Here is a 21321-nt window from a genome sequence, read left to right on the forward strand (position 1 = left end):
ACCAGCGCCGCCTACGGCCACACCATCGGCAAGGGCATCGCCTACGCGTGGCTCCCCACGGAACTCACCGCCCCCGGGACCGTGCTGCACATCGGCTACTTCGACCAGCGCGTCGAAGCGGTGGTCACCGAGGAGCCTCTGTTTGATCCGAGCATGTCCCGCCTCCGTGGCTGACCCACGGCGCCGACTTCGAGGGAAGGAACACCGCCGGTGAACGCACAGCTGCTCGACGGCAAGGCGACTGCCGCCGACATCCGCCGCGAACTCACGGAGCGCGTGGCCAAGTTGACCGCCGGCGGCGGCCGCCCGCCGGGCCTGGGCACCGTCCTGGTCGGCGACGACCCCGGCAGCCACGCCTACGTCGCCGGCAAGCATCGCGACTGCGCCCAGGTGGGCATCGCCTCCCTCCGCCGCGACCTGCCCGCCGATGCCTCCCAGCAGCAGGTCGAGGACGTCATCGACGAACTCAACGCCGACCCGGCCTGCACCGGCTACATCGTCCAGCTGCCGCTCCCGCGCCACCTCGACGCCAACGCCGTGCTGGAGCGCATGGACCCGGCCAAGGACGCCGACGGACTCCACCCCGTCAACCTCGGACGGCTCACCCTCGGCGTCGACGCCCCCCTCCCGTGCACCCCGCGCGGCATCGTCGAACTCCTGCGCCGCCACGAGGTGCCGCTCGCCGGTGCACGCGTGTGCGTGGTCGGCCGCGGCATCACGGTCGGACGCCCCATCGGCCTGCTGCTCACCCGCCGCTCCGAGAACGCCACCGTCACCCTCTGCCACACCGGTACCAAGGGCCTGGCCTGGCACACCCGTGAGGCCGACATCGTCATCGCGGCGGCCGGTTCGCCCGGACTGATCACCAAGGACATGCTGCGCCCCGGCGCGGCGGTCCTGGACGTCGGTATCACCCGCACCGACCAGGGTCTGGTCGGCGACATCCACCCCGACGCCGCCCAGGTCGCCGACTGGATCGCTCCCATGCCCGGGGGAGTGGGCCCCATGACGCGGGCCATGCTCCTCGCCAACGTCGTCGAGGCCGCCGAGAGGAACGCGAACGCCGCATGAACGCCCCTGCCCCGCCGCTGTATCCGTACCTTTCACAAGAGGGAGCCGTCCGATGAGCCCCCGCATCCCCGGCGCAGACCTTCCCGACCACCCCGACTGGCTGTGGCGCAACCCCGAGCCCAAGCGGTCGTACGACGTGGTGATCGTCGGCGGCGGCGGACATGGCCTGGCCACCGCCCACTACCTGGCGAAGAACCATGGCATCACCAACGTCGCCGTGCTGGAGAAGGGCTGGCTCGGCGGCGGCAACATGGCCCGCAACACCACCATCATCCGCTCCAACTACCTGTGGGACGAGAGCGCCGGCATCTACGAGCACGCGCTCAAGCTGTGGGAAGGCCTCGCGGAGGAGCTGGACTACCCGATCCTCTTCTCCCAGCGGGGCGTGCTGAATCTCGCGCACAGTCTCCAGGACGTCCGGGACAGCGTGCGCCGGGTGGAGGCGAACCGCCTCAACGGCGTGGACGCGGAGTGGCTGGACGCGGACGGGGTCAAGGAAGTCTGCCCGATCGTCAACATCTCGCAGGACGTGCGCTACCCGGTCCTCGGCGCCACCTACCAGCCGCGCGCGGGCATCGCCAAGCACGACTACGTGGCCTGGGGCCTGGCCCGCTCCGCGGACGCGGCCGGCATCGACATCATCCAGAACTGCGAGGTCACCGGCCTCGACGTCGTCGACAACCGCGTGGTCGGCGTCCGTACGACCCGGGGCCGCATCGCGGCGGGCAAGGTCGCGCTCTGCTCGGCCGGCCACACCTCCGTCCTCGCGGCGATGGCGGGCATCGAACTCCCCGTCCAGAGCCACCCGTTGCAGGCGCTGGTCTCCGAGCTGCTGGAGCCGGTGCACCCGACGGTCGTGATGTCCAACGCGGTCCATGTGTACGTCAGCCAGGCCCACAAGGGCGAATTGGTGATGGGTGCGGGCATCGACGCGTACAACTCGTACACCCAGCGCGGCGCTTTCCACATCATCGAGGAACAGATGTCCGCGGCCCTCGAACTCTTCCCGGTCTTCGCGCGCGCCCACGTGCTGCGGACCTGGGGCGGCATCGTCGACGTCAGCCCCGATGCCTCACCCATCGTCGGCCTCTCCCCGGTCGACAACCTTTATCTCAACTGCGGCTGGGGCACCGGCGGATTCAAGGCCACCCCGGGTGTCGGCTGGGTCTACGCCCACACGATCGCCCACGACACCCCGCACGCCCTCAACGCCCCCTTCTCGCTCGACCGTTTCACCACCGGCGCGCTCGTCGACGAGCACGGCGCGGCCGCGGTGGCCCACTAGGGAGCCCAACCATGCTGCTCATCCCCTGCCCGTGGTGCGGGCCCCGTGACGAGGCCGAGTTCCACTACGGGGGCCAGGCCCACGTGGCCTACCCCGAGAACCCCTCGGCCCTCAGCGACGAGGAGTGGGCCCACTACCTCTTCTTCCGCGACAACACCAAGGGCCCCTTCGCCGAACGCTGGAGCCACGCGGCGGGCTGCCGCCGCTGGTTCAACGCGATCCGCGACACCTCGACGAACGAACTGCTGTCGGTGTACAAGTCGGGCGAGGACCGCCCCGAGACCCCCGACGCGAAGCCTGCGCTGCCGGCCAGTCGGGCGGTCGAGGACGAGGCCCCGCAGGCCGCGGAGGGACCCGTCGGCACGGCCGGCAGCGGGGTCCGCGGGGCGAAGCCCCTGCAGGACGGGACGGGCGGGGGCGGCGGGGGCGGGACGACCCAGCCGTTCCGCCACGCCGGCCGTGGCCGGATCGACCGTGACACCCGGCTCACCTTCACTTTCGACGGCACGGAGTACGAGGGCTTCCGGGGCGACACCCTCGCCTCCGCCCTCCTCGCCAACGGCGTGATCCAGGCAGGCACCAGCATCAAGCTCGGCCGCCCCCGCGGCATCTTCTCCGCCGGTGTCGAGGAGCCCAACGCGGTCGTCCAGATCGAGGAGCCGTTCCCGGAGCCCATGCTGCCCGCGACGACCGTCGAGCTCTACGACGGTCTGGTCGCCACCAGTCTCCCCGGCCAGGGCCGCCTCGCCACCGAACCGGACCCCGCCCGCTACGACGCCGTACACGCGCACTGCGACCTGCTGGTCGTGGGCGGGGGCCCGGCCGGCCTCGCGGCAGCGGCGGCGGCCGCGAACAGCGGCGCCCGCGTCATCCTCGCCGACGACCAGCCCGAACTCGGCGGCAGCCTCCTCGGCACCGCCGAACACCTCGACTGGGTGGGCGAGACCGCCGCACTGCTCGACGCCGCCCCCGAGGTCCGGGTCCTGTCCCGTACGACCGTCTTCGGCTACTACGACGACAACCACCTCCTCGCCGTGGAGCGCCGTACCAACCACCTCGGCGCGGCTGCCCCTGACAACGTCTCCCGGGAACGCGTCTGGCGCATCCGGGCTCGCCGTGTCGTCCTGGCGACCGGCGCCCACGAGCGTTCGCTGGCCTTCGCGGACAACGACCGTCCCGGTGTGATGCTGGCCGCTTCGGCCCGCACCCACGTCAACCGCCACGGTGTCCTGCCCGGCCGCCGCGCGGTGGTCTTCACGACCAACGACAGCGCGTACGCGTCGGCCCTGGACCTCGCCTCGGCGGGTCTGGCCATCGCGGTGATCGTCGACACCCGCCCCGAACCGGGGGAGTGGGCCGAGCAGGCGAGGGCGGCCGGCATCGAGGTCCTGGCCGGGCACGCCGTCACCGGCACGGAGGGCGCGGCCCGCCTCACCGCCGTGACCGTCGCGCCGTACGGAGAGTCCGCCGGTCAGCGGGAGTTCGCCGCGGACCTGCTGCTGGTCTCCGGCGGCTGGAACCCGGTGGCGCACCTGTTCAGCCAGGCCGGAGGCAGGCTCCGCCACGACGAGACGCTGGGCTCCTTCGTCCCCGACACCTGCCGTCAGGCGGTCGAGGTCGTGGGCAGCGCGAGCGGCGTCCTCGACCCGGCCACGGTCCTGGCACAGGGCGCGGCCGCCGGTGCCCGTGCGATCGAGGCCGAGGGATACACGCCCAAGGCGCCGCGTCTCCCCGCGCTCGCCGCGCAGCCGGCCCGGACGGCACCCATGCATGTGTACGTCGTTCCGGGCGAGTCGGACGCTCCCCGGTTCGTCGATCTCCAGCGTGACGTCACCGTGGCCGACCTGGCCCGCGCGACCGGCGCCGGCCTGCGCTCGGTGGAGCACACCAAGCGCTACACCACCGCCGGCACCGCCAACGACCAGGGCAAGACCTCGGGCGTGCTGGCCAGCGGTGTCGTCGCCGAACTGCTCGGCGTCGACGTCTCCGCTCTCGGCACGACCACCTTCCGCCCGCCGTACACTCCCGTCTCCTTCGCCGCGCTCGCGGGCCGCGACCGGGGCGCGCTGAGCGACCCGGTCCGTACGACGGCCCTGCACGAGTGGCATGTCGGGCACGGCGCGCTGTTCGAGAACGTCGGTCAGTGGAAGCGCCCCTGGTACTACCCGCAGGACGGCGAGGACATGGAGACCGCCGTGCTCCGCGAGTGCCGGGCAGCACGGGAGGGCGTAGCCTTCATGGACGCCTCCACCCTCGGCAAGATCGACGTGCAGGGCCCGGACGCCGGCGTCTTCCTCGACCGGCTCTACACCAACATGATGAGCACCCTGAAGGTCGGCATGATCCGCTACGGCGTCATGTGCCGCCCGGACGGCATGGTCTTCGACGACGGCACCGTCATCCGCGTCGCCCAGGAGCGCTTCCTGGTCACCACGACGACCGGCAACGCCGCCACCGTCCTGGACTGGATGGAGGAGTGGCTCCAGACCGAGTGGCCCGAACTGAAGGTCCACTGCACCTCCGTCACCGAGCAGTGGGCCACGGTCGCACTGGTCGGCCCGAAGTCCCGGCAGGTCCTCGCCTCCCTCGCGCCCCAACTGGCCGTTTCCAACGAGGACTTCCCGTTCATGGCCTGGCGCGGGACGAGTGTCGCGGGCATCGAGGCCCGTGTCTGCCGGATCAGCTTCTCCGGCGAACTCGCCTACGAGATCAATGTGTCACCGTGGGAGGCCCTCGCCCTCTGGGAAGCGCTGTACGAGGCGGGTTCCCCGTACGGCATCACCCCGTACGGCACCGAGACCATGCACGTGCTGCGGGCGGAGAAGGGCTACCCGATCATCGGCCAGGACACCGACGGCACCGTCACCCCCCAGGACCTCGGGATGAGCTGGGTGGTGTCCAAGAAGAAGCCTGACTTCATCGGCAAGCGCTCCTACGCCCGCGCCGACACCGCCCGCCCCGACCGCAAGCATCTCGTCGGCCTGCTCCCGGAGGACCCCGGCACCTTCCTGCCGGAGGGCACCCACCTGGTCGCCGACAGTGTGCTGCCCGCCCCGCCCGTTCCGATGCTCGGCCATGTCACCTCCAGCTACCGCAGTGCCGCCCTCGGCCGGACCTTCGCGCTCGCCCTGATCAAGGGTGGCCGGGACCGGATCGGCGAGCGGCTGTACGCCCCCGTGGGCGATCGGCTGGTCCCGGTGACCGTCGCCAGCCCCGTTCTCTTCGACCCCGAGGGAGCCCGCCGCGATGGCTGACACCGTCCTCACCTCCTCGCCCCGCAGCCCTCTGGGCCAGGCCGCCGCACGTCTGGCCGCCGCCACCCGCACCTCCGGGGGCGCGGTCCGGCTGGCGGAACTCCCCTTCCTCACCCAGCTCGACGTACGTCTCGACCCCAAGGGCGCGGCGGCCGACGCCGTCGGCCTCGCCCTGGGACTCCCCCTGCCCCTCGAACCCAACACCGTCGTCCGTGCCGGGGAGCTGACCGCGCTGTGGCTCGGCCCGGACGAGTGGCTGCTGGTGGGGCCGCCGGGCGGCGAACGGGAGCTGGAGAGCCGCATCCGGGAGGCCGCCGGAGGTGAGCCGGTCTCCGTCACCGATGTCTCCGCCCAGCGCACCACGCTCCTCGTCGCGGGCCCCCGCGCCCGCGACCTGCTGGCCCACGGCTGCCCACTGGATCTGCATCCGAGGGTCTTCGGCTCCGGCCGCTGCGCCCAGACGACCCTCGGCCGCACCCAGGTCGTCCTGGTCGCCCGCGAGGAGCCCAGCGCCGGATTCTGGGTGCTGGTCCGATCGTCGTTCGCCGGCTATCTGGCGGACTGGCTGCTGGACGCGGCGACCGAGTACCTCTGAGGAGAACCGACGGGCCCGCACCCCGTCGCCCCTGTGGGAGCTCCGCCCAGGAGCTCCCACAGGGCTTTGCTCAGCACGTTTCGTCATACGCATCGAGAGCCGGAAGCCCGTGACCGTCACCGCCACTTCCCGCGCCACCACACCACCCCACCGGGGAACACCGGTACGGCATGGGGGAACCCCCGCACTCCACCCGCGGGGGCTGCCACGCCCCGGCCGGACGCTGGTCATGGGCGTCGTGAACGTGACGCCGGACTCGTTCTCCGACGGCGGGCTGTCGTTCGCCGCGGACGCGGCCGTCGCGCACGGGCTCGCGTTGCTCGAACAGGGCGCGGACATCGTGGATGTGGGAGGCGAGTCGACCCGCCCCGGCGCGGTACGCCCACCGGTCGAGGAGGAGCTGCGACGCGTCCTGCCCGTCGTCCGGGAACTCTCCGCGGCGGGCGCGGTCGTGAGCGTCGACACCATGCGGGCGCAGGTCGCCACACGCGCGCTGGACGCGGGTGCCCGGCTCGTCAACGACGTGTCGGGGGGCCTCGCCGACCCCGCGATGCTGTCCCTGATGGCCCGGGCGGGCACGCCGTACGTGCTGATGCACTGGCGTGGACACTCCGCCGGCATGCAGGCGAACGCCGTCTACGGCGAGGTCGTCGACGACGTGCTCCACGAGCTGCGGCACAGGATCGCCGCCGCGTTGGAGGCGGGGATACCGCCGGACTGCCTGGTCGTCGACCCCGGGCTGGGTTTCGCCAAGACGCCCGACCACAACTGGGAGCTGCTGGGCCGCCTCGGGGACATCATGGCCCTGGGGCATCCCGTTCTCGTGGGCGCGTCACGCAAGGCGTTCCTGGGCAGTCTCCTGGCCGACCGGACGACGGGGCAGCCCCGCCCCGTGCGGCTGCGCGATGCCGCTACCACCGCCGTGTCCGTACTCGCCGCCGCACAGGGCGTCTGGTGCGTGCGTGTGCACGACGTCGCGTCGACGGCGGACGCGGTACGGGTGACGGCCCGCTGGGGCGCCGAGGCGGCGGAACGGCCGCCGCGGGGCTGAACACGGCGCAGTCCCACACGGGGCACCGCGAATGCCACTGGGCCGAGCGCCCCCGTGGAGCCTCAGCCCAGATGACCCATTCGCCGGCTGATCTCGTCCGCGCCGCTGATCAGCACAGGTGCGAGCTCGTGGATGCGTTCCTCGGTGAAGCGGTAAGAGGGCCCGGAGGCGCTGAGCGCGGCGATGACTTCGCCGTCGCGGGAGCGGATCGGGGCCGCCATGGCCTGGAGTCCGATCTCCAGCTCCTCCAGCGTCACGGCGTACCCGCGCTCCCGCGCCTCGGCGAGGTTCTTCTCCAGTTTCGTCCTCGCGGTGATGGTGTGGGGCGTCAGTTTCTGCACCGCGGACGCCGCGAGCACGGCGTCGCGCTCCTCCGCCGGCAGATGGGCCAGGAGGATCTTGCCGCTCGACGTGGCGTACACCGGGGTGAGCTGACCGACCCAGTTGTGGGTGCCGACGGCGCCCGGACCGCGTACCTGATACAGGTTGACGGCGTAGTGCTCCTGCAGAACGGCGATGTTGACGGTCTCGCCGATCTCCTCGCTGAGTTGCTCGCACACCGGCCGGCCCTGCTGGGTGATGTCGAGGCGGCCAGAGACCGCGCCGGCCAGGCGCACGATCCCGAAGCCCAGCCGGTACTTGCCCCGCTCGGCCGTCTGCTCGACCAGTCCGCGCGCCTCGAGAGCCCCGAGCAGACGGAACGCGGTCGACTTGTGCACGTCGATCTCGGCGGCCACCTCACTGACGCCCGCCTCGCCGCGCTGGGCGAGGATCTCCAGGACGCTGACGGCGCGGTCGACGGACTGCACACCGTTCACCGCGGGACCGGCTGTTGCGCTCTCTGCCGCGTAGTTGCTCATGGCGCAACTATAAGCATGGAAGTCGCCCGCATGGTCGCACGGTCCGCCCTGTCAGCGGAAGACCACGGTGCAGTGTCCGTTCACCAGCACCCGGCTCTTGCTGTGCCACTCGACGGCCCGGGCGAGCACCTGGGCCTCGACGTCGCGGCCCATGGCGACCAGGTCGTCGGGGTCGCGGGAGTGGTCCACGCGGACGACGTCCTGCTCGATGATCGGGCCTTCGTCGAGGTCGGACGTGACGTAGTGGGCCGTGGCCCCGACGAGCTTGACGCCGCGTTCGTGTGCCTGGGCATACGGTTTGGCGCCCTTGAAGCTCGGCAGGAAGGAGTGGTGGATGTTGATCGCCCGGCCGTCGAGCTGCTTGCACAGGTCGTCGGAGAGGATCTGCATGTAGCGGGCGAGCACCACCAGGTCGATGTCCAGCTCGCGCACCAGCTCCAGCAGGCGTGCCTCGGCCTGTTCCTTGGTGTCCTTGGTCACCGGGATGTGGTGGAAGGGGATGCCGTAGCTCTCCGCCAGTGGCTCGAAGTCCCGGTGGTTGGAGACGATGGCCGGGATCTCGATGGTGAGCGCGCCCGTGGACTTGCGGAACAGCAGGTCGTTCAGGCAGTGGCCGAACTTCGACACCATGATCAGTGTGCGCGTCGGGGTCGAGGTGTCGTGCAGCTGCCAGGTGATCCCGTACGCCTGGCCGACCGGTCCGAAGCCTGTGCGCAGGTCCTCCAGGGAAATGACGGGGTCCAAGACGTCGAAGTGCACCCGCATGAAGAAACGGTCCTGCAAGCGGTCGTCGAACTGCTGGCTCTCCAGGATGTTGCCCGAGTGGCGCACGAGAAAGGTGGTCACGGCGTGGACGAGGCCGGCCTGGTCGGGACAGGAGAGGGCGAGGACGAACTCACGGCCGGGCCGCGGGCGAGAAGACATGCCTTCCTCCATCGCAGTGGTGCGTATTGCGCAACATGGTGAGTTATACGCAACATAATTGAGGGATGTTGCTGCACGGTCAAGGGGTGGTCCGGCGGAAGTGGTCGGGTGCTCCGCCGGTCGGGTGCTCCGCGTTCCCGGCGGCGGGCGCCCCCGCCGTGGCGGAGCCCCCTGCCGGTCCGTGCCGGACCGGGCCTGGGTGTGACCGGTGCCGTCTTCGCGGGCGTCCGGCTGTCCGCTTTCCCGTGGGGGCCGGCTGTGGTGGTCCAGCCCCTTGACAGTGGGTGTCCGTGGGGGGACAGTTCAGCTGTTGCTCATTGTGATGAGAGTTGCGCATTATGCAACTCTCTCCATCCATCCCGGATCCCCGGGCCTGGACGACGTCGAGGCCGCGTTCGCCAGGATGCACGACGGCGACGTCCTGCGTTCGGTGATGGTCCTTTGACCGCGCGCGTCGAGCGCCTCGTCACTTCCGGCCATCGGCCACGCCCTCTCCCCGCCGACACCACCGTCCATACCGGCCTCGGCCCACCACCGCTCGGGACTGAGGCGTGCCCACCCCACTCTCGCCCACACTCCGGACGAGCCCTTCGTCCTGGCACAGCACCCCGAGCATCCGCAGGTGACGGTGGCCTGCGGATGCTCCGGCCGCGGGTTCACGTTCGTCCCCGTCGGCGGCGAGATCCTCGCCGATCCGGCCACCGAAGGCACCACCGACCACCCCATCGCCCTGTTCGACCCTCGCCGCGTGCGGGTCCGACACATTCCGAAGGTGACGAGATGACCATGACGAATCTGCCGCCCAGCCTGATCCCCACCCTGTCCGGCGAGTACTACACCGACCCCGCGGTCTTCGCCCAGGAGCAGGAGCGGGTCTTCGAGGCCATGTGGTTCTGTGTGGCCCGTGCCGCCGAGCTGGACAAGCCCGGCGCCTTCCGCACCTACCAGGTGGGTCGCGAGAGCGTGCTGATCTCCCGCTCGCGGGACGGCTCGGTCAAGGGCTTCCTCAACATCTGCCGGCACCGCGGCGCCAAGCTCTGCACGGAGGAGTCCGGTGAGGTCAAGAGGGCCTTCCAGTGTCCGTACCACGCCTGGACCTACGGCCTCGACGGCAAGCTGGTCGCCGCCCCGAACCTGACGTCGATGCCGGACATCGACCGGACCGAGTACGGCCTGATCAACGTGCATGTGCGGGAGTGGCTCGGCTATGTGTGGGTGTGCCTCGCCGACGAGCCGCCGTCCTTCGAGGCGGACGTGCAGGGTGCGGTCGTCGAGCGGCTCGGCGACCTGGAGTCGATCGAGCGCTACGGCATCGACGACCTGAAGCTGGGCCGACGCATCACCTACGACGTGAAGGCGAACTGGAAGCTGATCATCGAGAACTTCATGGAGTGCTACCACTGCGCCACGATCCATCCCGAACTCACCGAGGTGCTCCCCGAGTTCGCGGACGGCTATGCCGCCCAGTACTACGTCGGCCACGGAGCGGAGTTCGGTGCGGAGATCCAGGGCTTCACGGTCGACGGTTCCGAGGGGCTCGACCGCATCCCCGGCGTCGCCGACGACCAGGACCGCCGCTACTACGCGATCACCGTCCGGCCGCAGGTCTTCATCAACCTGGTGCCCGACCATGTGATCCTCCACCGGATGTACCCGATGGCACCCGACCGCACGGTCGTCGAGTGCGACTGGCTGTATCTGCCGCACGTCGTGGAGAGCGGCAAGGACGTGGACCATTCGGTGGAGCTGTTCCACCGCGTCAACCAGCAGGATTTCGACGCCTGTGAGCGCACCCAGCCGGCGATGAGCTCGAAGGTGTACGCCAAGGGCGGTGTGCTGGTGCCCAGCGAGCACCACATCGGCGATTTCCACACCTGGCTCCAGAACAAGCTGGAGGTGCGCCCCACGCACTGATCCCAACCCGGCACTGCCTGTCCGCCTGCGGCTCCTCCGGCAGGCGGACGGGCCGTTGCACTGCCATGACAGGTTGCGAATCACGCAACGGGGAGCGTCATCGGAAATTGATCAGTGGCGCATCCCTTGACAACGCCCGCACCGCGCCGAAAGCATGTTGCGTATAACGAGTGTCGTTGTGTTATGCGAGACAACTCCCCGTCTGGAGCCGGCATGAGGAGCATCACCGTCGTCGGAGCGTCGCTGGCAGGACTGAGCACGGTCCGCGCGCTGCGCGCAGAGGGCTATGACGGCGAGATCGTCGTCGTGGGGGAGGAGCGTCACACCCCCTACGACCGACCCCCGCTGTCCAAGGACTTCCTCAAGGGGGACGTCGACGTCGAGGGGCTCGCGCTCGGCGACGCTGACGAGTACGAAGTCCTTGACGTGCAGTGGCTGCTCGGCGAGCGCGCCGTGCGGCTCGACCCCGTCGCCCGCACCGTCACCCTGGCCGGAGGACGGCATGTGCGCACCGGTGGTGTCGTCATCGCGACCGGCGCCGGCCCCCGCACCCTCCCCGGCACGGACGGGCTGGCGGGCGTCCACACCCTGCGCACCCTGGACGACGCCCAGGCGCTGCGCGCCGAACTGCTCGACGGCCTGCCCCGGGTCGTCGTCATCGGCGCCGGGTTCATCGGCGCGGAGGTGGCCTCCACCGCACACCGGCTCGGGCTCCACGTCACCGTCGTCGAGGCGCTCCCCGTGCCCTTGGAGCGCCAACTGGGGCGAGAGATGGGGCTGGTGGTTTCCTCGCTCCACAGCGACCACGGCGTTGAGCTGCTGTGCGGAACCGGTGTGGCGGAACTGATCGGCGAGGACCGGGTCACCGGTGTACGGCTCGCGGACGGCCGGGTGCTGCCCGCCGACATCGTCGTGGTCGGCGTGGGCGTGCGGCCCAACACCGACTGGCTGGCCGGCTCCGGTGTGCGGGTGGAGGACGGCGTGGTGTGCGACTCCGGCTGCTCGACCGGCATCCCCGGCGTGGTCGCCGTGGGCGACGTCGCCCGCTGCCCCAACCCGTTCACCGGGCGGCACGCCCGCATCGAGCACTGGAGCAACGCCACGGAGCAGGCGAAGACCGCCGCCCGCACTCTGCTGACCGGTGTGCCGGCCCCCGCCCCGCCCACCGCGCCGTACTTCTGGTCCGACCAGTACCAGTCCCGTATCCAGGTGGCCGGACACGTCGCCCCCGGCGCCGAGCCCGAGATCGTCGAGGGTGACATCGACAGCCGCACCTTCACGGCCGTCTACCGGCGCGAGGGCAATCCCGTCGCCGTCCTTTCCCTCAACCAGCCGAAGTTCTTCAACCGGCTCCGTCGCACCCTCGTCCCCGCCGCCGCGGCCGTCGTGTCATGACCTCCCCGCCCCAGCTCTCCCGGGAATCCGCGGTGGAGACCGACGCGAGCATTCCGCGGCACCTGCGCTACACCTGGGACCACGAATGGCTCGTCGTGGATGGGGGAAACGCCACCGTCGGCATCACCGAGTTCGCCGCGAAGACCCTCGGTGACGTGGTCGACCTGCGTCTGCCCGCGGTCGGCTCCTGGGCCGAGGCCGGGGAGAGCTGCGGACAGATCACGTCACTGACCGCCGTCAGCGGCCTGTACGCCCCCGCCTCGGGCCGTGTCCTGGAAGTCAACACCGCGCTGGCCGACGACCCCGGACTCGTCACTGCCGCCCCCTACACCGATGGCTGGCTGTTCCGGCTGCGCGTCGAGAACATCACCGGCGCACTGACCCCCGACGCCTACGCCGCCCACTGCGCCCACGCCCAAGGAGACCGCCGATGACCCTGCTCAACCAGCCACTGCACGAACTCGACCCCGCGGTCGCCGCCGCCGTCGACGCGGAGCTGAACCGCCAGCAGTCCACCCTGGAGATGATCGCCTCCGAGAACTTCGCGCCGGTCGCGGTGTTGCAGGCGCAGGGTTCGGTCCTCACGAACAAGTACGCGGAGGGCTATCCGGGACGCCGTTACTACGGTGGCTGTGAGCACGTCGACGTCACCGAGCAGATCGCCATCGACCGGGTCAAGGAGCTGTTCGGCGCCGAGTACGCCAACGTCCAGCCCCACTCCGGCGCTTCGGCCAACCAGGCCGCCCTGTTCGCGCTGGCCCAGCCCGGGGACACGATCCTGGGACTGGACCTGGCCCACGGCGGACACCTCACCCACGGCATGAAGATCAACTTCTCCGGCAAGCAGTTCCACGTGGTCCCGTACCACGTGGACCCCGCGTCCGGTCTGGTGGACATGGCGGAGGTCGAGCGGCTCGCCAAGGAGCACCGGCCGAAGGTGATCATCGCGGGGTGGTCGGCGTACCCGCGCCGGCTGGACTTCGCGGAGTTCCGAAGGATCGCGGACGAGGTCGAGGCGTATCTGTGGGTGGACATGGCGCACTTCGCCGGTCTGGTCGCGGCGGGCCTGCACCCCAACCCGGTCGAGCACGCCGATGTCGTCACCTCCACCACGCACAAGACCCTCGGCGGGCCGCGTGGCGGCATCATCCTGGCCAAGCAGGCGTTCGCGAAGAAGCTGAACTCGTCGGTCTTCCCCGGCTTCCAGGGCGGCCCGCTGGAGCATGTGATCGCGGCGAAGGCGGTCTCCTTCAAGGTCGCCGCGTCACCGGAGTTCAAGGAGCGCCAGCGCCGTACGGTCGAGGGCGCGAAGATCCTCGCCGAGCGGCTGACCGCGCCGGACGCCCGTGAGGCCGGCGTGAACGTGCTCTCCGGCGGCACCGACGTCCATCTCATCCTGGTCGACCTGCGCGACTCCGAGCTGGACGGGCAGCAGGCCGAGGACCGCCTCCACGAGGTCGGCATCACCGTCAACCGCAACGCCGTCCCGAACGACCCGCGCCCGCCGATGGTCACCTCGGGCCTGCGGATCGGCACCCCGGCCCTCGCCACCCGTGGCTTCCAGGCCGAGGACTTCGCCGAGGTCGCGGACGTCATCGCCGAGGCGCTCAAACCGACCTGCGACACCGAAGCCCTCAAGGACCGTGTGAAGGCACTCGCCGACAAGCACCCGCTCTACCCCGGCCTGTAACGACACCCTTCCGCAGGGGCGTGCCGCGACCGCTCGGCACGCCCCTCCCACCCCACGGAGTATGGCGTGGCAATCAGCGTCTTCGACCTGTTCTCCATAGGCATCGGCCCGTCCAGTTCGCACACCGTCGGACCGATGCGTGCCGCCGGGATGTTCGTCGCCCGGCTGAAGCAGGACGGCGTGCTCGCCCAGACCGCCGCGGTGCGGGCGGAGCTGTTCGGCTCCCTCGGCGCCACCGGGCACGGCCACGGCACCCCCAAGGCGGTGCTGCTCGGCCTGGAGGGCTACGAGCCGCACACGGTCGATGTCGCCCAGGCCGACCTGGACGTCCAGCGGATCCGCGACACGGGACGCATCCGCCTCCTCGGTGCCGAGATCGGCCCGGCCCACGAGATCGACTTCGACGCCTCGACCCAACTGGTCCTGCACCGCCGACGGTCGCTGCCGTACCACGCCAACGGCATGATCCTCTTCGCGTACGACGGCGAGGGGGTCCCGCTGCTGGAGAAGACGTACTACTCCGTGGGCGGCGGCTTCGTGGTCGACGAGGACGCGGTCGGCGCTGACCGGATCAAGACCGACGACACGGTGCTGACCCACCCCTTCAGCACCGGCGACGAACTGCTCCGCCTCACGAAGGAGACCGGCCTGTCGATCTCCGCGCTGATGCTGGAGAACGAGAAGGCATGGCGCACCGAGGAGGAGATCCGTGCGGGCCTGCTGGAGATCTGGCGGGTCATGGAAGCATGCGTCGCCCGCGGACTGGGCCGCGAGGGCATTCTCCCCGGAGGTCTGAAGGTCCGTCGGCGAGCCGCGGCCGCGGGCCGGGCGCTGCGCAGCGAGGGCGACCCGGCGGGCCGCGCCATGGAGTGGGTGACCCTCTACGCGATGGCCGTGAACGAAGAGAACGCCGCGGGCGGCCGGGTCGTCACCGCCCCGACCAACGGCGCGGCCGGCATCATCCCCGCCGTCCTTCAGTACTTCCTCGGCTTCGTGCCGGGCGCCGACGAGGACGGCATCGTGCGCTTCCTCCTCGCGGCGGGCGCCATCGGCCTCCTCTTCAAGGAGAACGCCTCCATCTCGGGCGCCGAGGTCGGCTGCCAGGGCGAGGTCGGCTCGGCCTGCTCCATGGCGGCCGGAGGGCTGGCCGAGGTCCTCGGCGGCAGCCCCGAACAGGTCGAGAACGCCGCCGAGATCGGCATGGAACACAACCTCGGCCTCACCTGCGACCCCGTCGGCGGCCTCGTCCAGATCCCGTGCATCGAGCGCAACGGAATGGCCGCCGTCAAGGCCGTCACCGCCGCCCGCATGGCGCTGCGCGGCGACGGCCGTCACCACGTCTCCCTCGACAAGGTCATCAAGACCATGAAGGAGACCGGCGCCGACATGAAGGTCAAGTACAAGGAGACCGCCCGCGGCGGTCTCGCCGTCAACGTCATCGAGTGCTGAGGAGCCGGAGTGGGGATCGCCGAACGGTGCGCCGCCCTCACCCCGCGCCCCCGGCTGTGGCTGACCGCCAACGGTATGGAACGCGCCGTCCAAGCCCCCCTCACCCACGCCGGCCCGGACCGGGTCGACGTCTCCCTGGCGTGGGCCATGGAGAACGACTACGAACTCCGGTTCATCGAGCAGATGCCGCTCGACGCCCAGCGCGGCCGGCGGCGCGACGGCATGATCACCGCCGGAACGTCCTGGCGAGCCGTCTCCTCCGTGGCCCGCCCCTTCTGCCGCGCCTGCGACCGCACCCGGCCCACCGCCGACGGCCAGGTACGCGACTGCCTGTTCGTCCGCAAGGAGTCCTACCTGCGCGAGGCCCTGCACTCCGGCGCCCCGGACGAGGGGATCCCGGGCCTGCGGAAGCGGGCGATGTGGGGGAAGAAAGCCGGGTCCGGGCCGGACGAGCCGCACTTCCGGCAGCCCGACCGGCCGATGTCGGCCATCGGCGGCTGACGCACGAGCCCGCGGTCAGAACGACGTCCACCGACAGAACGGGGAGTGAGGCCATGGGACGGGTCACCGAGCGACGGCGCGTGCTGCGCATCCGGGACGGCGCTCCGAGCACGCGCCCCGACACACTGGTGGCGGAGGAGCCACTGGAGATCCGGCTCGGCGGCAAGCCGCTGGCGATCACCATGCGCACGCCCGGGGACGACTTCGCGCTCGCCGCCGGCTTCCTGGTGAGCGAGGGAGTCGTGAGCAGCGCCCAGGACGTCGCGAACATCGTGTACTGCGCGGGCGCCACCCAGGACGGCTCGAACACGTACAACGTCGTCGATGTGCGACTCGCGCCCGGCGTGCCGCTCCCCGACATCACGCTCGAACGCAATGTGTACACCACGTCGTCGTGCGGCCTGTGCGGCAAGGCCGGCCTGGACGCCGTACGGACCACGGCACGGTGGCCCATCGCCGACACACCCCCGGTCCGGGTCACCCCGGAGCTGCTGGCCGGCCTGCCCGATCAACTGCGGTCCGCGCAGCGCGTGTTCGACCGCACCGGAGGTCTGCACGCCGCCGCGTTGTTCTCACCCGAGGGTGAGCTTCTCGATGTGCGGGAGGACGTCGGGCGGCACAACGCCGTCGACAAGCTGGTCGGCCGCGCACTGCGCAACGGTCAACTGCCGCTGTCCCGCGCCATCCTGCTCGTGTCCGGGCGGGCGTCCTTCGAACTGGCGCAGAAGGCGGTCATGGCGGGCATCCCGGTGCTGGCGGCGGTCTCGGCGCCGTCCTCGCTCGCCGTGGACCTGGCGGTGGAGACGGGGCTCACCCTTGTCGGCTTCCTGCGCGGCAGCTCCATGAACGTCTACGCCGGAGAGCAGCGTCTCGGCCTGCGAGCCGGGGTGACGGCTGGGGCCCGCACATGACCTCCCTCGAAGGTGTCCAGCGCGACCACCCATTCGTGGGCCCGCCACACGTGCTGCCCGCCGGTGCCCGCGGTCACCCCCGGCGCGTCGCCATGCTCAGCGTGCACACCTCACCGCTGCACCAGCCCGGCACCGGCGACGCGGGCGGCATGAACATCTACATCGCCGAACTGGCCAAGCGGCTCGCCGCCATCGACATCGAGGTGGAGATCTTCGCCCGGTCCACCTCCGCCGCACATGGAAAGGCCGCTGACGTCTTCCGTGCGTCGAAGGCGGACGGCGCCGCCGTGGTCCAGTGGCCCGGCAACGGCGAGTCGAACCAGCGGTGGGCCTTCCGCTCCAGCCCGGCCGCCCACAGCCTCACTCGTCGCGGACGACGCCACTGCACTGACGCGGTGGAACGTCCAGCGCTGGTTGGAGCTGCCGACGTCGCGGTACTGGATCACGCGGCGCCGTCGGCGTGCTGCCCCCTTGACGTCGAGCACCTTGCCGCTGTTGCGGTTGACCAGGGCACAATTCGCCGCCGGTCTGCGGGCGCAGCTGCCACTGCTGGCTCGCCCGGCCGTCGGCGGTCATCTGCACGACCGCCGCGCCGTCCGCCGTCGAGGACCCCGCCACGTCGAGCACCTTGCCGCTGCCGACGCAGGTGATGGTGTGGTAGCCGTCACCCGTGGACTGGACGATGGCCGGCGGATGTGCCCGGTTGTGCCAGGCAGTCTGAGTGGCCGGTTCCGTCTGTCCCGAGCGGCGCCCCCGCGCAGCCCGCCACGCGCTCAGCGCTCAGCTTCGAAAGAAGGAACATACTGCTTGGCGGCGATGACCACATCTTGGCTGTGCTCCACCTTTTGGCTGCCAGACCAACCTCCATACCGGACGGAGTATTGATCGAATAGGCCATGCTTGCGGTGGAGGCTGCGGATGTAGCCCTCATCGTGACCTACTGACAGTTCCGGCACTTTATCGTCTACGAACCAGCACGAACCCGAACGCTGGCGGAAGTGTATATCACTGTGACCGGCCTGCATTTCCCGTCGCGATTCGTCATTCATCAAGAAGTAGGTGGTGTATATTTTTCCACCCTTCTTCAGGACGCGCGCTATCTCCGCGAAGTAACGCTCCATCTCTAGCGGGAGCATGTGCGTGAAGACGGAGGTAAGTACCACCAGGTCGAATGATTCATCCCTATATGGGAATGTGTATTCGGATGCCTCGTGCCGGCCCTTGGGGTTATATTCTTTATTGTGTATGTCTGCCAGTGTAAAGTGAAATCCCGGGTGAGCGCGGGCAATGTTACGTTCACACCACTTCACGGCGGCCGGCACGATGTCCAGTCCGTCATAGGACCCGGCAGGACTGAGTCGGGAAGTCAAGGCAACCGCCAAGCGCCCCATGCCGCACCCCACGTCAAGTACCTTGGTCTGTGGGGTTAGGCAGCCGAACTTGATCAGGCGGTCAGCCAAGGCGTTGCCGCTTGCCTTGAAGTCGTCCACGGAGCCGGTGAAAATGTCGGACTTCCGGGGCGTCATCGACTCCTTGCGGCCGAGTGCCCGCTCGGCCACGTCGATCGGCAGAAAATACACCCGGCGCATTACCCAACGCACGCGCCTCGGTATTGCTGGGAGGACTCTGCTGGTGAACCACTGCCGAGAAAGCAAATACCTTCTCAGCGCGGTGAGCGAGGGAAGGTTTCGGCTCGCCAGATTCGCCATTTGGCACACCTGCTTCCACGCACAGTGTCGTGTGCGCTAGGTCTACGCCGATCGCCCCTGTAACCGATGGTGCAGCGCCCCCGAGGGGCTGTCAAACGGAACGTTCAATGCCTGACTTTGCGAAGCAGGCTCAGCGGCAACTGGCTCTGGCGTGACCGCCACGAGGGCGATCTCGACTGACTCCCCCGGGGAATTCGGGGCTGCGATCCAGACTTTCCAGGGTCGGCCCCTTCACCATTGCAGCGACTTCGGATCGTACGGCATCCCAGGAGTCGAACCGAGGGTCCCTTGCACACTTGAGCAAGGGACCCTCACCGCACCATCGCCGCCGACACGGCCATCGGCGTCACCGAGGGCCGGGCCCTCGACCATGGCCCTCGGCGCGGGGTTGTGCCCGGGTGGCGTACCGCTCCAGGGCCGCCTTGTGCAGCGGGGTCAGGAGACGGTGAACATCTGGTGGTCCGCGCCGTCGAACGGACGCTGCTCCAACTGGTCGCCCTGGGCGTTGCCCGCGGTGAGGTAGAGACCGCTGTGGCGGTTGACGAGCCGGATACGGCCGTTGCCGGCGTCTTCGGCCAGCCATTCGTCGTTGGTGTTCGCGTTGGCTTCGTAGGTGTACTGGATGGCCTTCGCGCCCGCGTCGCGGGACGCGTACCGGATGACGACGTCCTTGCCACTGGCCTGGTTGACGATCCGCGTGTATCCGTCGCCGAGGGGCACGAACGCGAAGCGCTGGTTGGTGCCGCCGGTACTGGGCCAGCGGATGATCGCGGAGTCGTTCGCGAGGCTCGAGCTCTTCACGTCGAGTACGTGGCTGCTGCCGGAGATGGTCACCGTGCGGTTCCCGGTCGGGATGACCGGCACCTTGGTCAGCTTGACCGCATGGCCGCCGCCTGCGACCGCCGGGACGCTCAGTGTGTCACCGGCCTGGATGACCTTGCTGGTGCGGGTAAGGCCGTTGGAGCCGTCGGTGGTGATCTCCGCGTGCCAGGTCCCGGAGCCGAGGAACGTGGTCGGGTAGCTGATGGTGGTGGCGCCGCCGTGCCTGAGCGCGCCGACGAACCACCGGTCGCCGTTGCGGCGCGCGATGACCCCTCCGGTGAGCGGGTCGCCCGAGACGTACGTCGTCTCGTCCCACACGGTCGGCAGCATGCGCAGCCACCGCTGTGCCTCGGGCCGGGCCTGGTAGTCCGAGATGCGGCTGCCCGGCAGCATGATGCCGCTGTCCAGGAGTACGCCGAGGGCGAGTTCGGCGGCGTCGCTGTTCGGGTTGCCCTGCTGGAAGCTCATCGGCGAGTAATCGGCCGGGCCGAGCACGCCGCGCGTGAACGGGAGTGCGGCCACGTGCCCGATGGTCCGGCCGCCGGGGTATTCCTCGCCCCGGACGGCCTCATTGGTCAGCACATGCGGCCAGGTGCGGTGGACGCCGACGGACAGGCGTGAGCCGTGCAGGTCGACCATCAGCTTGAACCGGGCGGTGTCGGCCAGGGCCGCGTCGTACCACTGCTGACGAGCCCGGGTCTCGGAACCCATGAAGTCCATCTTGACGCCGACGACACCCCACCCGGTGATCTTGGTGAACTCGGCGTCCCGCTCGGCGGCGGTGTCCAGGTCCTGCCAGTGGTACCAGAGCATGATCCGCACGCCGCGGTCCCGGGCGTAGGTCACGAGCTCGGGAATGATCGTCTGGTTGGCCTTCCATCCGTCGTCCACCAGAAGATAGGGCCAGCCCTGCGAGGAGGCGTAGTCGGCCCACTGCTTCAGTTTGGTCAGGTCGCGCTGGGTGGCGACCATGCCGTCCAGCCACGGCCACGCGGCGACACCCGGTCTGATCCACGAGGTGTCGGAGATCTTCGACGCGGGCGCGACGTCGTCGACCAGCGTGGACTCCACGACCGTCGCCGTGCTGCCGATGATGGCGGTGCGCCACGCTGTGGTGAACGCGCCGGATCGCACGATCTGCGTGTCGGCCAGCGCGACGGTGAAACGGCCGGTGCCCTGGGTGTGGGTGAACCGGCCCCCTGAATAGTCGCCGTCCACACCGGACTCGGCCAGCAGCACCCGCGCGCCGTTGGACTGCTGGGCGAGCATGCCCATGTCATAGGAGTCTGTCGGGGCATCGGCGACCTGAGAGGTCACATAACCCCTCTCGTGATCGGGGCTGAACACCTGCCGGGACAGCTGGGCGTCGGTCGGCAGTTCGAACGACGTCGCCTCGCGCAGCACCGTCGCACCCGACGGCAGCTCGTAGCGCAGCGCCATGCCGTCCGCGGACGTGCGGACGTGCACGGTCATCTGCGCGGAGCCCTTCGTGAACACCAGTCTCGTCTCGGTCGCGGACCGCGTCCGGACGCGGGACTTCCCCGCTTCGACCTCGTAGGTGTACGAGACGGGCGCATCTGTGCGACTGACGAACTCCAGTCCGGTGGTGAAGTCGGCCTGGCTGGTCACCAGCCCGATAGGAGCAGGTATCAGGGCCTGGCGGCAGTTCCAGGTCGCGCCGAGCGAGAGGGCGCCGTTCGCGTCGAGTGCCACGGTGGCGCGTACGCCGTCACAGCCGGTCTGAGCGACACCGGGCTGGACCGAGGTCCAGCTCCCCGGGGCGGCGGATGCGGGCACCGCAGTGACCGAGCCCATGCCGGCGAGGACGGCGGCGACCGTACCGGCGACTCGAACACCGCTTCTTCGGAGGAGTTTCATGCGGCCTTCCCG

The 21321-nt window shown here is 70.0% G+C and carries 16 protein-coding genes and 4 pseudogenes; 15 read left to right on the plus strand and 5 right to left on the minus strand.

All coding sequences use genetic code 11. The features are described 5' to 3' along the window. From ACZ43N_RS42305 to folP, 6 genes are all read left to right on the plus strand, one after another. Window positions 1-174, plus strand: a 174-nt coding sequence (locus ACZ43N_RS42305; RefSeq protein WP_468105199.1) for a glycine cleavage T C-terminal barrel domain-containing protein, incomplete at its 5' end; no start/stop codon positions are given. 36 nt (window positions 175-210) lie between these two features. Then, window positions 211-1071 (plus strand): bifunctional methylenetetrahydrofolate dehydrogenase/methenyltetrahydrofolate cyclohydrolase, encoded by an 861-nt coding sequence (locus tag ACZ43N_RS42310; protein WP_468105160.1) that lies wholly within the window; start codon window positions 211-213, stop codon window positions 1069-1071. Window positions 1072-1123: 52 nt separating this feature from the next. Next, a complete protein-coding gene (locus tag ACZ43N_RS42315) occupies window positions 1124-2356 on the plus strand; it encodes a sarcosine oxidase subunit beta family protein (protein ID WP_468105162.1) in 1233 nt (410 codons plus the stop codon). Window positions 2357-2367: 11 nt separating this feature from the next. After that, window positions 2368-5610 (plus strand): sarcosine oxidase subunit alpha family protein, encoded by a 3243-nt coding sequence (locus tag ACZ43N_RS42320; RefSeq protein ID WP_468105163.1) that lies wholly within the window; start codon window positions 2368-2370, stop codon window positions 5608-5610. After that, window positions 5603-6205, plus strand: a complete 603-nt coding sequence (locus ACZ43N_RS42325) for a sarcosine oxidase subunit gamma (RefSeq protein WP_468105165.1) — start codon at window positions 5603-5605, stop codon at window positions 6203-6205. Before ACZ43N_RS42320 ends, ACZ43N_RS42325 begins: the two co-directional genes overlap by 8 nt. A 229-nt stretch (window positions 6206-6434) precedes the next feature. Then, complete coding sequence (gene folP, locus ACZ43N_RS42330) at window positions 6435-7256, plus strand: dihydropteroate synthase (protein WP_468105167.1); 822 nt, start codon at window positions 6435-6437, stop codon at window positions 7254-7256. A 62-nt stretch (window positions 7257-7318) separates the two neighbouring features. Here folP and ACZ43N_RS42335 read toward each other — a convergent pair whose 3' ends face one another. Together ACZ43N_RS42335 and purU are read right to left on the minus strand one after the other, a co-directional pair. Continuing rightward, window positions 7319-8116, minus strand: a complete 798-nt coding sequence (locus ACZ43N_RS42335; RefSeq protein ID WP_468105168.1) for an IclR family transcriptional regulator — start codon at window positions 8114-8116, stop codon at window positions 7319-7321. Between the two features lie 51 nt (window positions 8117-8167). Beyond that, on the minus strand, window positions 8168-9040 hold the full coding sequence (gene purU / locus ACZ43N_RS42340; protein WP_468105170.1) for a formyltetrahydrofolate deformylase: 873 nt from the start codon (window positions 9038-9040) through the stop codon (window positions 8168-8170). A 780-nt stretch (window positions 9041-9820) separates the two neighbouring features. On the opposite strand from purU, the gene ACZ43N_RS42345 reads away from it, so the two are divergent. The 9 genes and pseudogenes from ACZ43N_RS42345 to ACZ43N_RS42385 form a co-directional block, all read left to right on the plus strand. Beyond that, the gene (locus ACZ43N_RS42345; RefSeq protein ID WP_468105171.1) at window positions 9821-10954 is read left to right on the plus strand and encodes an aromatic ring-hydroxylating oxygenase subunit alpha; all 1134 of its coding nucleotides are present in this window, start codon (window positions 9821-9823) and stop codon (window positions 10952-10954) included. Between the two features lie 213 nt (window positions 10955-11167). Next, window positions 11168-12349: an NAD(P)/FAD-dependent oxidoreductase gene (locus tag ACZ43N_RS42350; protein ID WP_468105173.1), complete on the plus strand. Its 1182-nt coding sequence runs from the start codon at window positions 11168-11170 to the stop codon at window positions 12347-12349. After that, complete coding sequence (gene gcvH, locus ACZ43N_RS42355; protein ID WP_468105175.1) at window positions 12346-12783, plus strand: glycine cleavage system protein GcvH; 438 nt, start codon at window positions 12346-12348, stop codon at window positions 12781-12783. The genes ACZ43N_RS42350 and gcvH overlap by 4 nt, the downstream gene beginning before the upstream one ends. Further along, window positions 12780-14039 (plus strand): serine hydroxymethyltransferase, encoded by a 1260-nt coding sequence (glyA, locus tag ACZ43N_RS42360; RefSeq protein WP_468105177.1) that lies wholly within the window; start codon window positions 12780-12782, stop codon window positions 14037-14039. Before gcvH ends, glyA begins: the two co-directional genes overlap by 4 nt. 66 nt (window positions 14040-14105) lie before the next feature. Then, complete coding sequence (locus ACZ43N_RS42365; protein ID WP_468105178.1) at window positions 14106-15488, plus strand: L-serine ammonia-lyase; 1383 nt, start codon at window positions 14106-14108, stop codon at window positions 15486-15488. Window positions 15489-15509: 21 nt separating this feature from the next. Continuing rightward, window positions 15510-15989: pseudogene (locus tag ACZ43N_RS42370) on the plus strand (GTP 3',8-cyclase MoaA family protein); the annotation flags it as partial. 53 nt (window positions 15990-16042) lie between these two features. Next, a complete protein-coding gene (gene fdhD / locus ACZ43N_RS42375) occupies window positions 16043-16900 on the plus strand; it encodes a formate dehydrogenase accessory sulfurtransferase FdhD (protein ID WP_468105180.1) in 858 nt (285 codons plus the stop codon). After that, window positions 16897-17136: pseudogene (locus ACZ43N_RS42380) on the plus strand (D-inositol-3-phosphate glycosyltransferase); the annotation flags it as partial. The gene fdhD and the pseudogene ACZ43N_RS42380, both read left to right, overlap by 4 nt. Continuing rightward, a pseudogene (locus ACZ43N_RS42385) lies at window positions 17110-17226 on the plus strand (hypothetical protein); the annotation flags it as partial. The pseudogenes ACZ43N_RS42380 and ACZ43N_RS42385, both read left to right, overlap by 27 nt. Window positions 17227-17479: 253 nt before the next feature. Here the strand turns inward: ACZ43N_RS42385 and ACZ43N_RS42390 are convergent. The 3 genes and pseudogenes from ACZ43N_RS42390 to ACZ43N_RS42400 all read right to left on the minus strand — a co-directional run. Next, window positions 17480-17527, minus strand: a pseudogene (locus ACZ43N_RS42390) (hypothetical protein); the annotation flags it as partial. Between the two features lie 146 nt (window positions 17528-17673). After that, window positions 17674-18609, minus strand: a complete 936-nt coding sequence (locus ACZ43N_RS42395) for a class I SAM-dependent methyltransferase (RefSeq protein WP_468105182.1) — start codon at window positions 18607-18609, stop codon at window positions 17674-17676. A 435-nt stretch (window positions 18610-19044) separates the two neighbouring features. Continuing rightward, window positions 19045-21309 carry a glycoside hydrolase family 97 N-terminal domain-containing protein gene (locus ACZ43N_RS42400; RefSeq protein ID WP_468105184.1) on the minus strand — a complete coding sequence of 755 codons (2265 nt, stop codon included), beginning with the start codon at window positions 21307-21309 and terminating at the stop codon, window positions 19045-19047. Between the last annotated feature and the right edge of the window lie 12 nt (window positions 21310-21321).

The sequence above is a fragment of the Streptomyces sp. NPDC030814 genome, assembly GCF_055572155.1.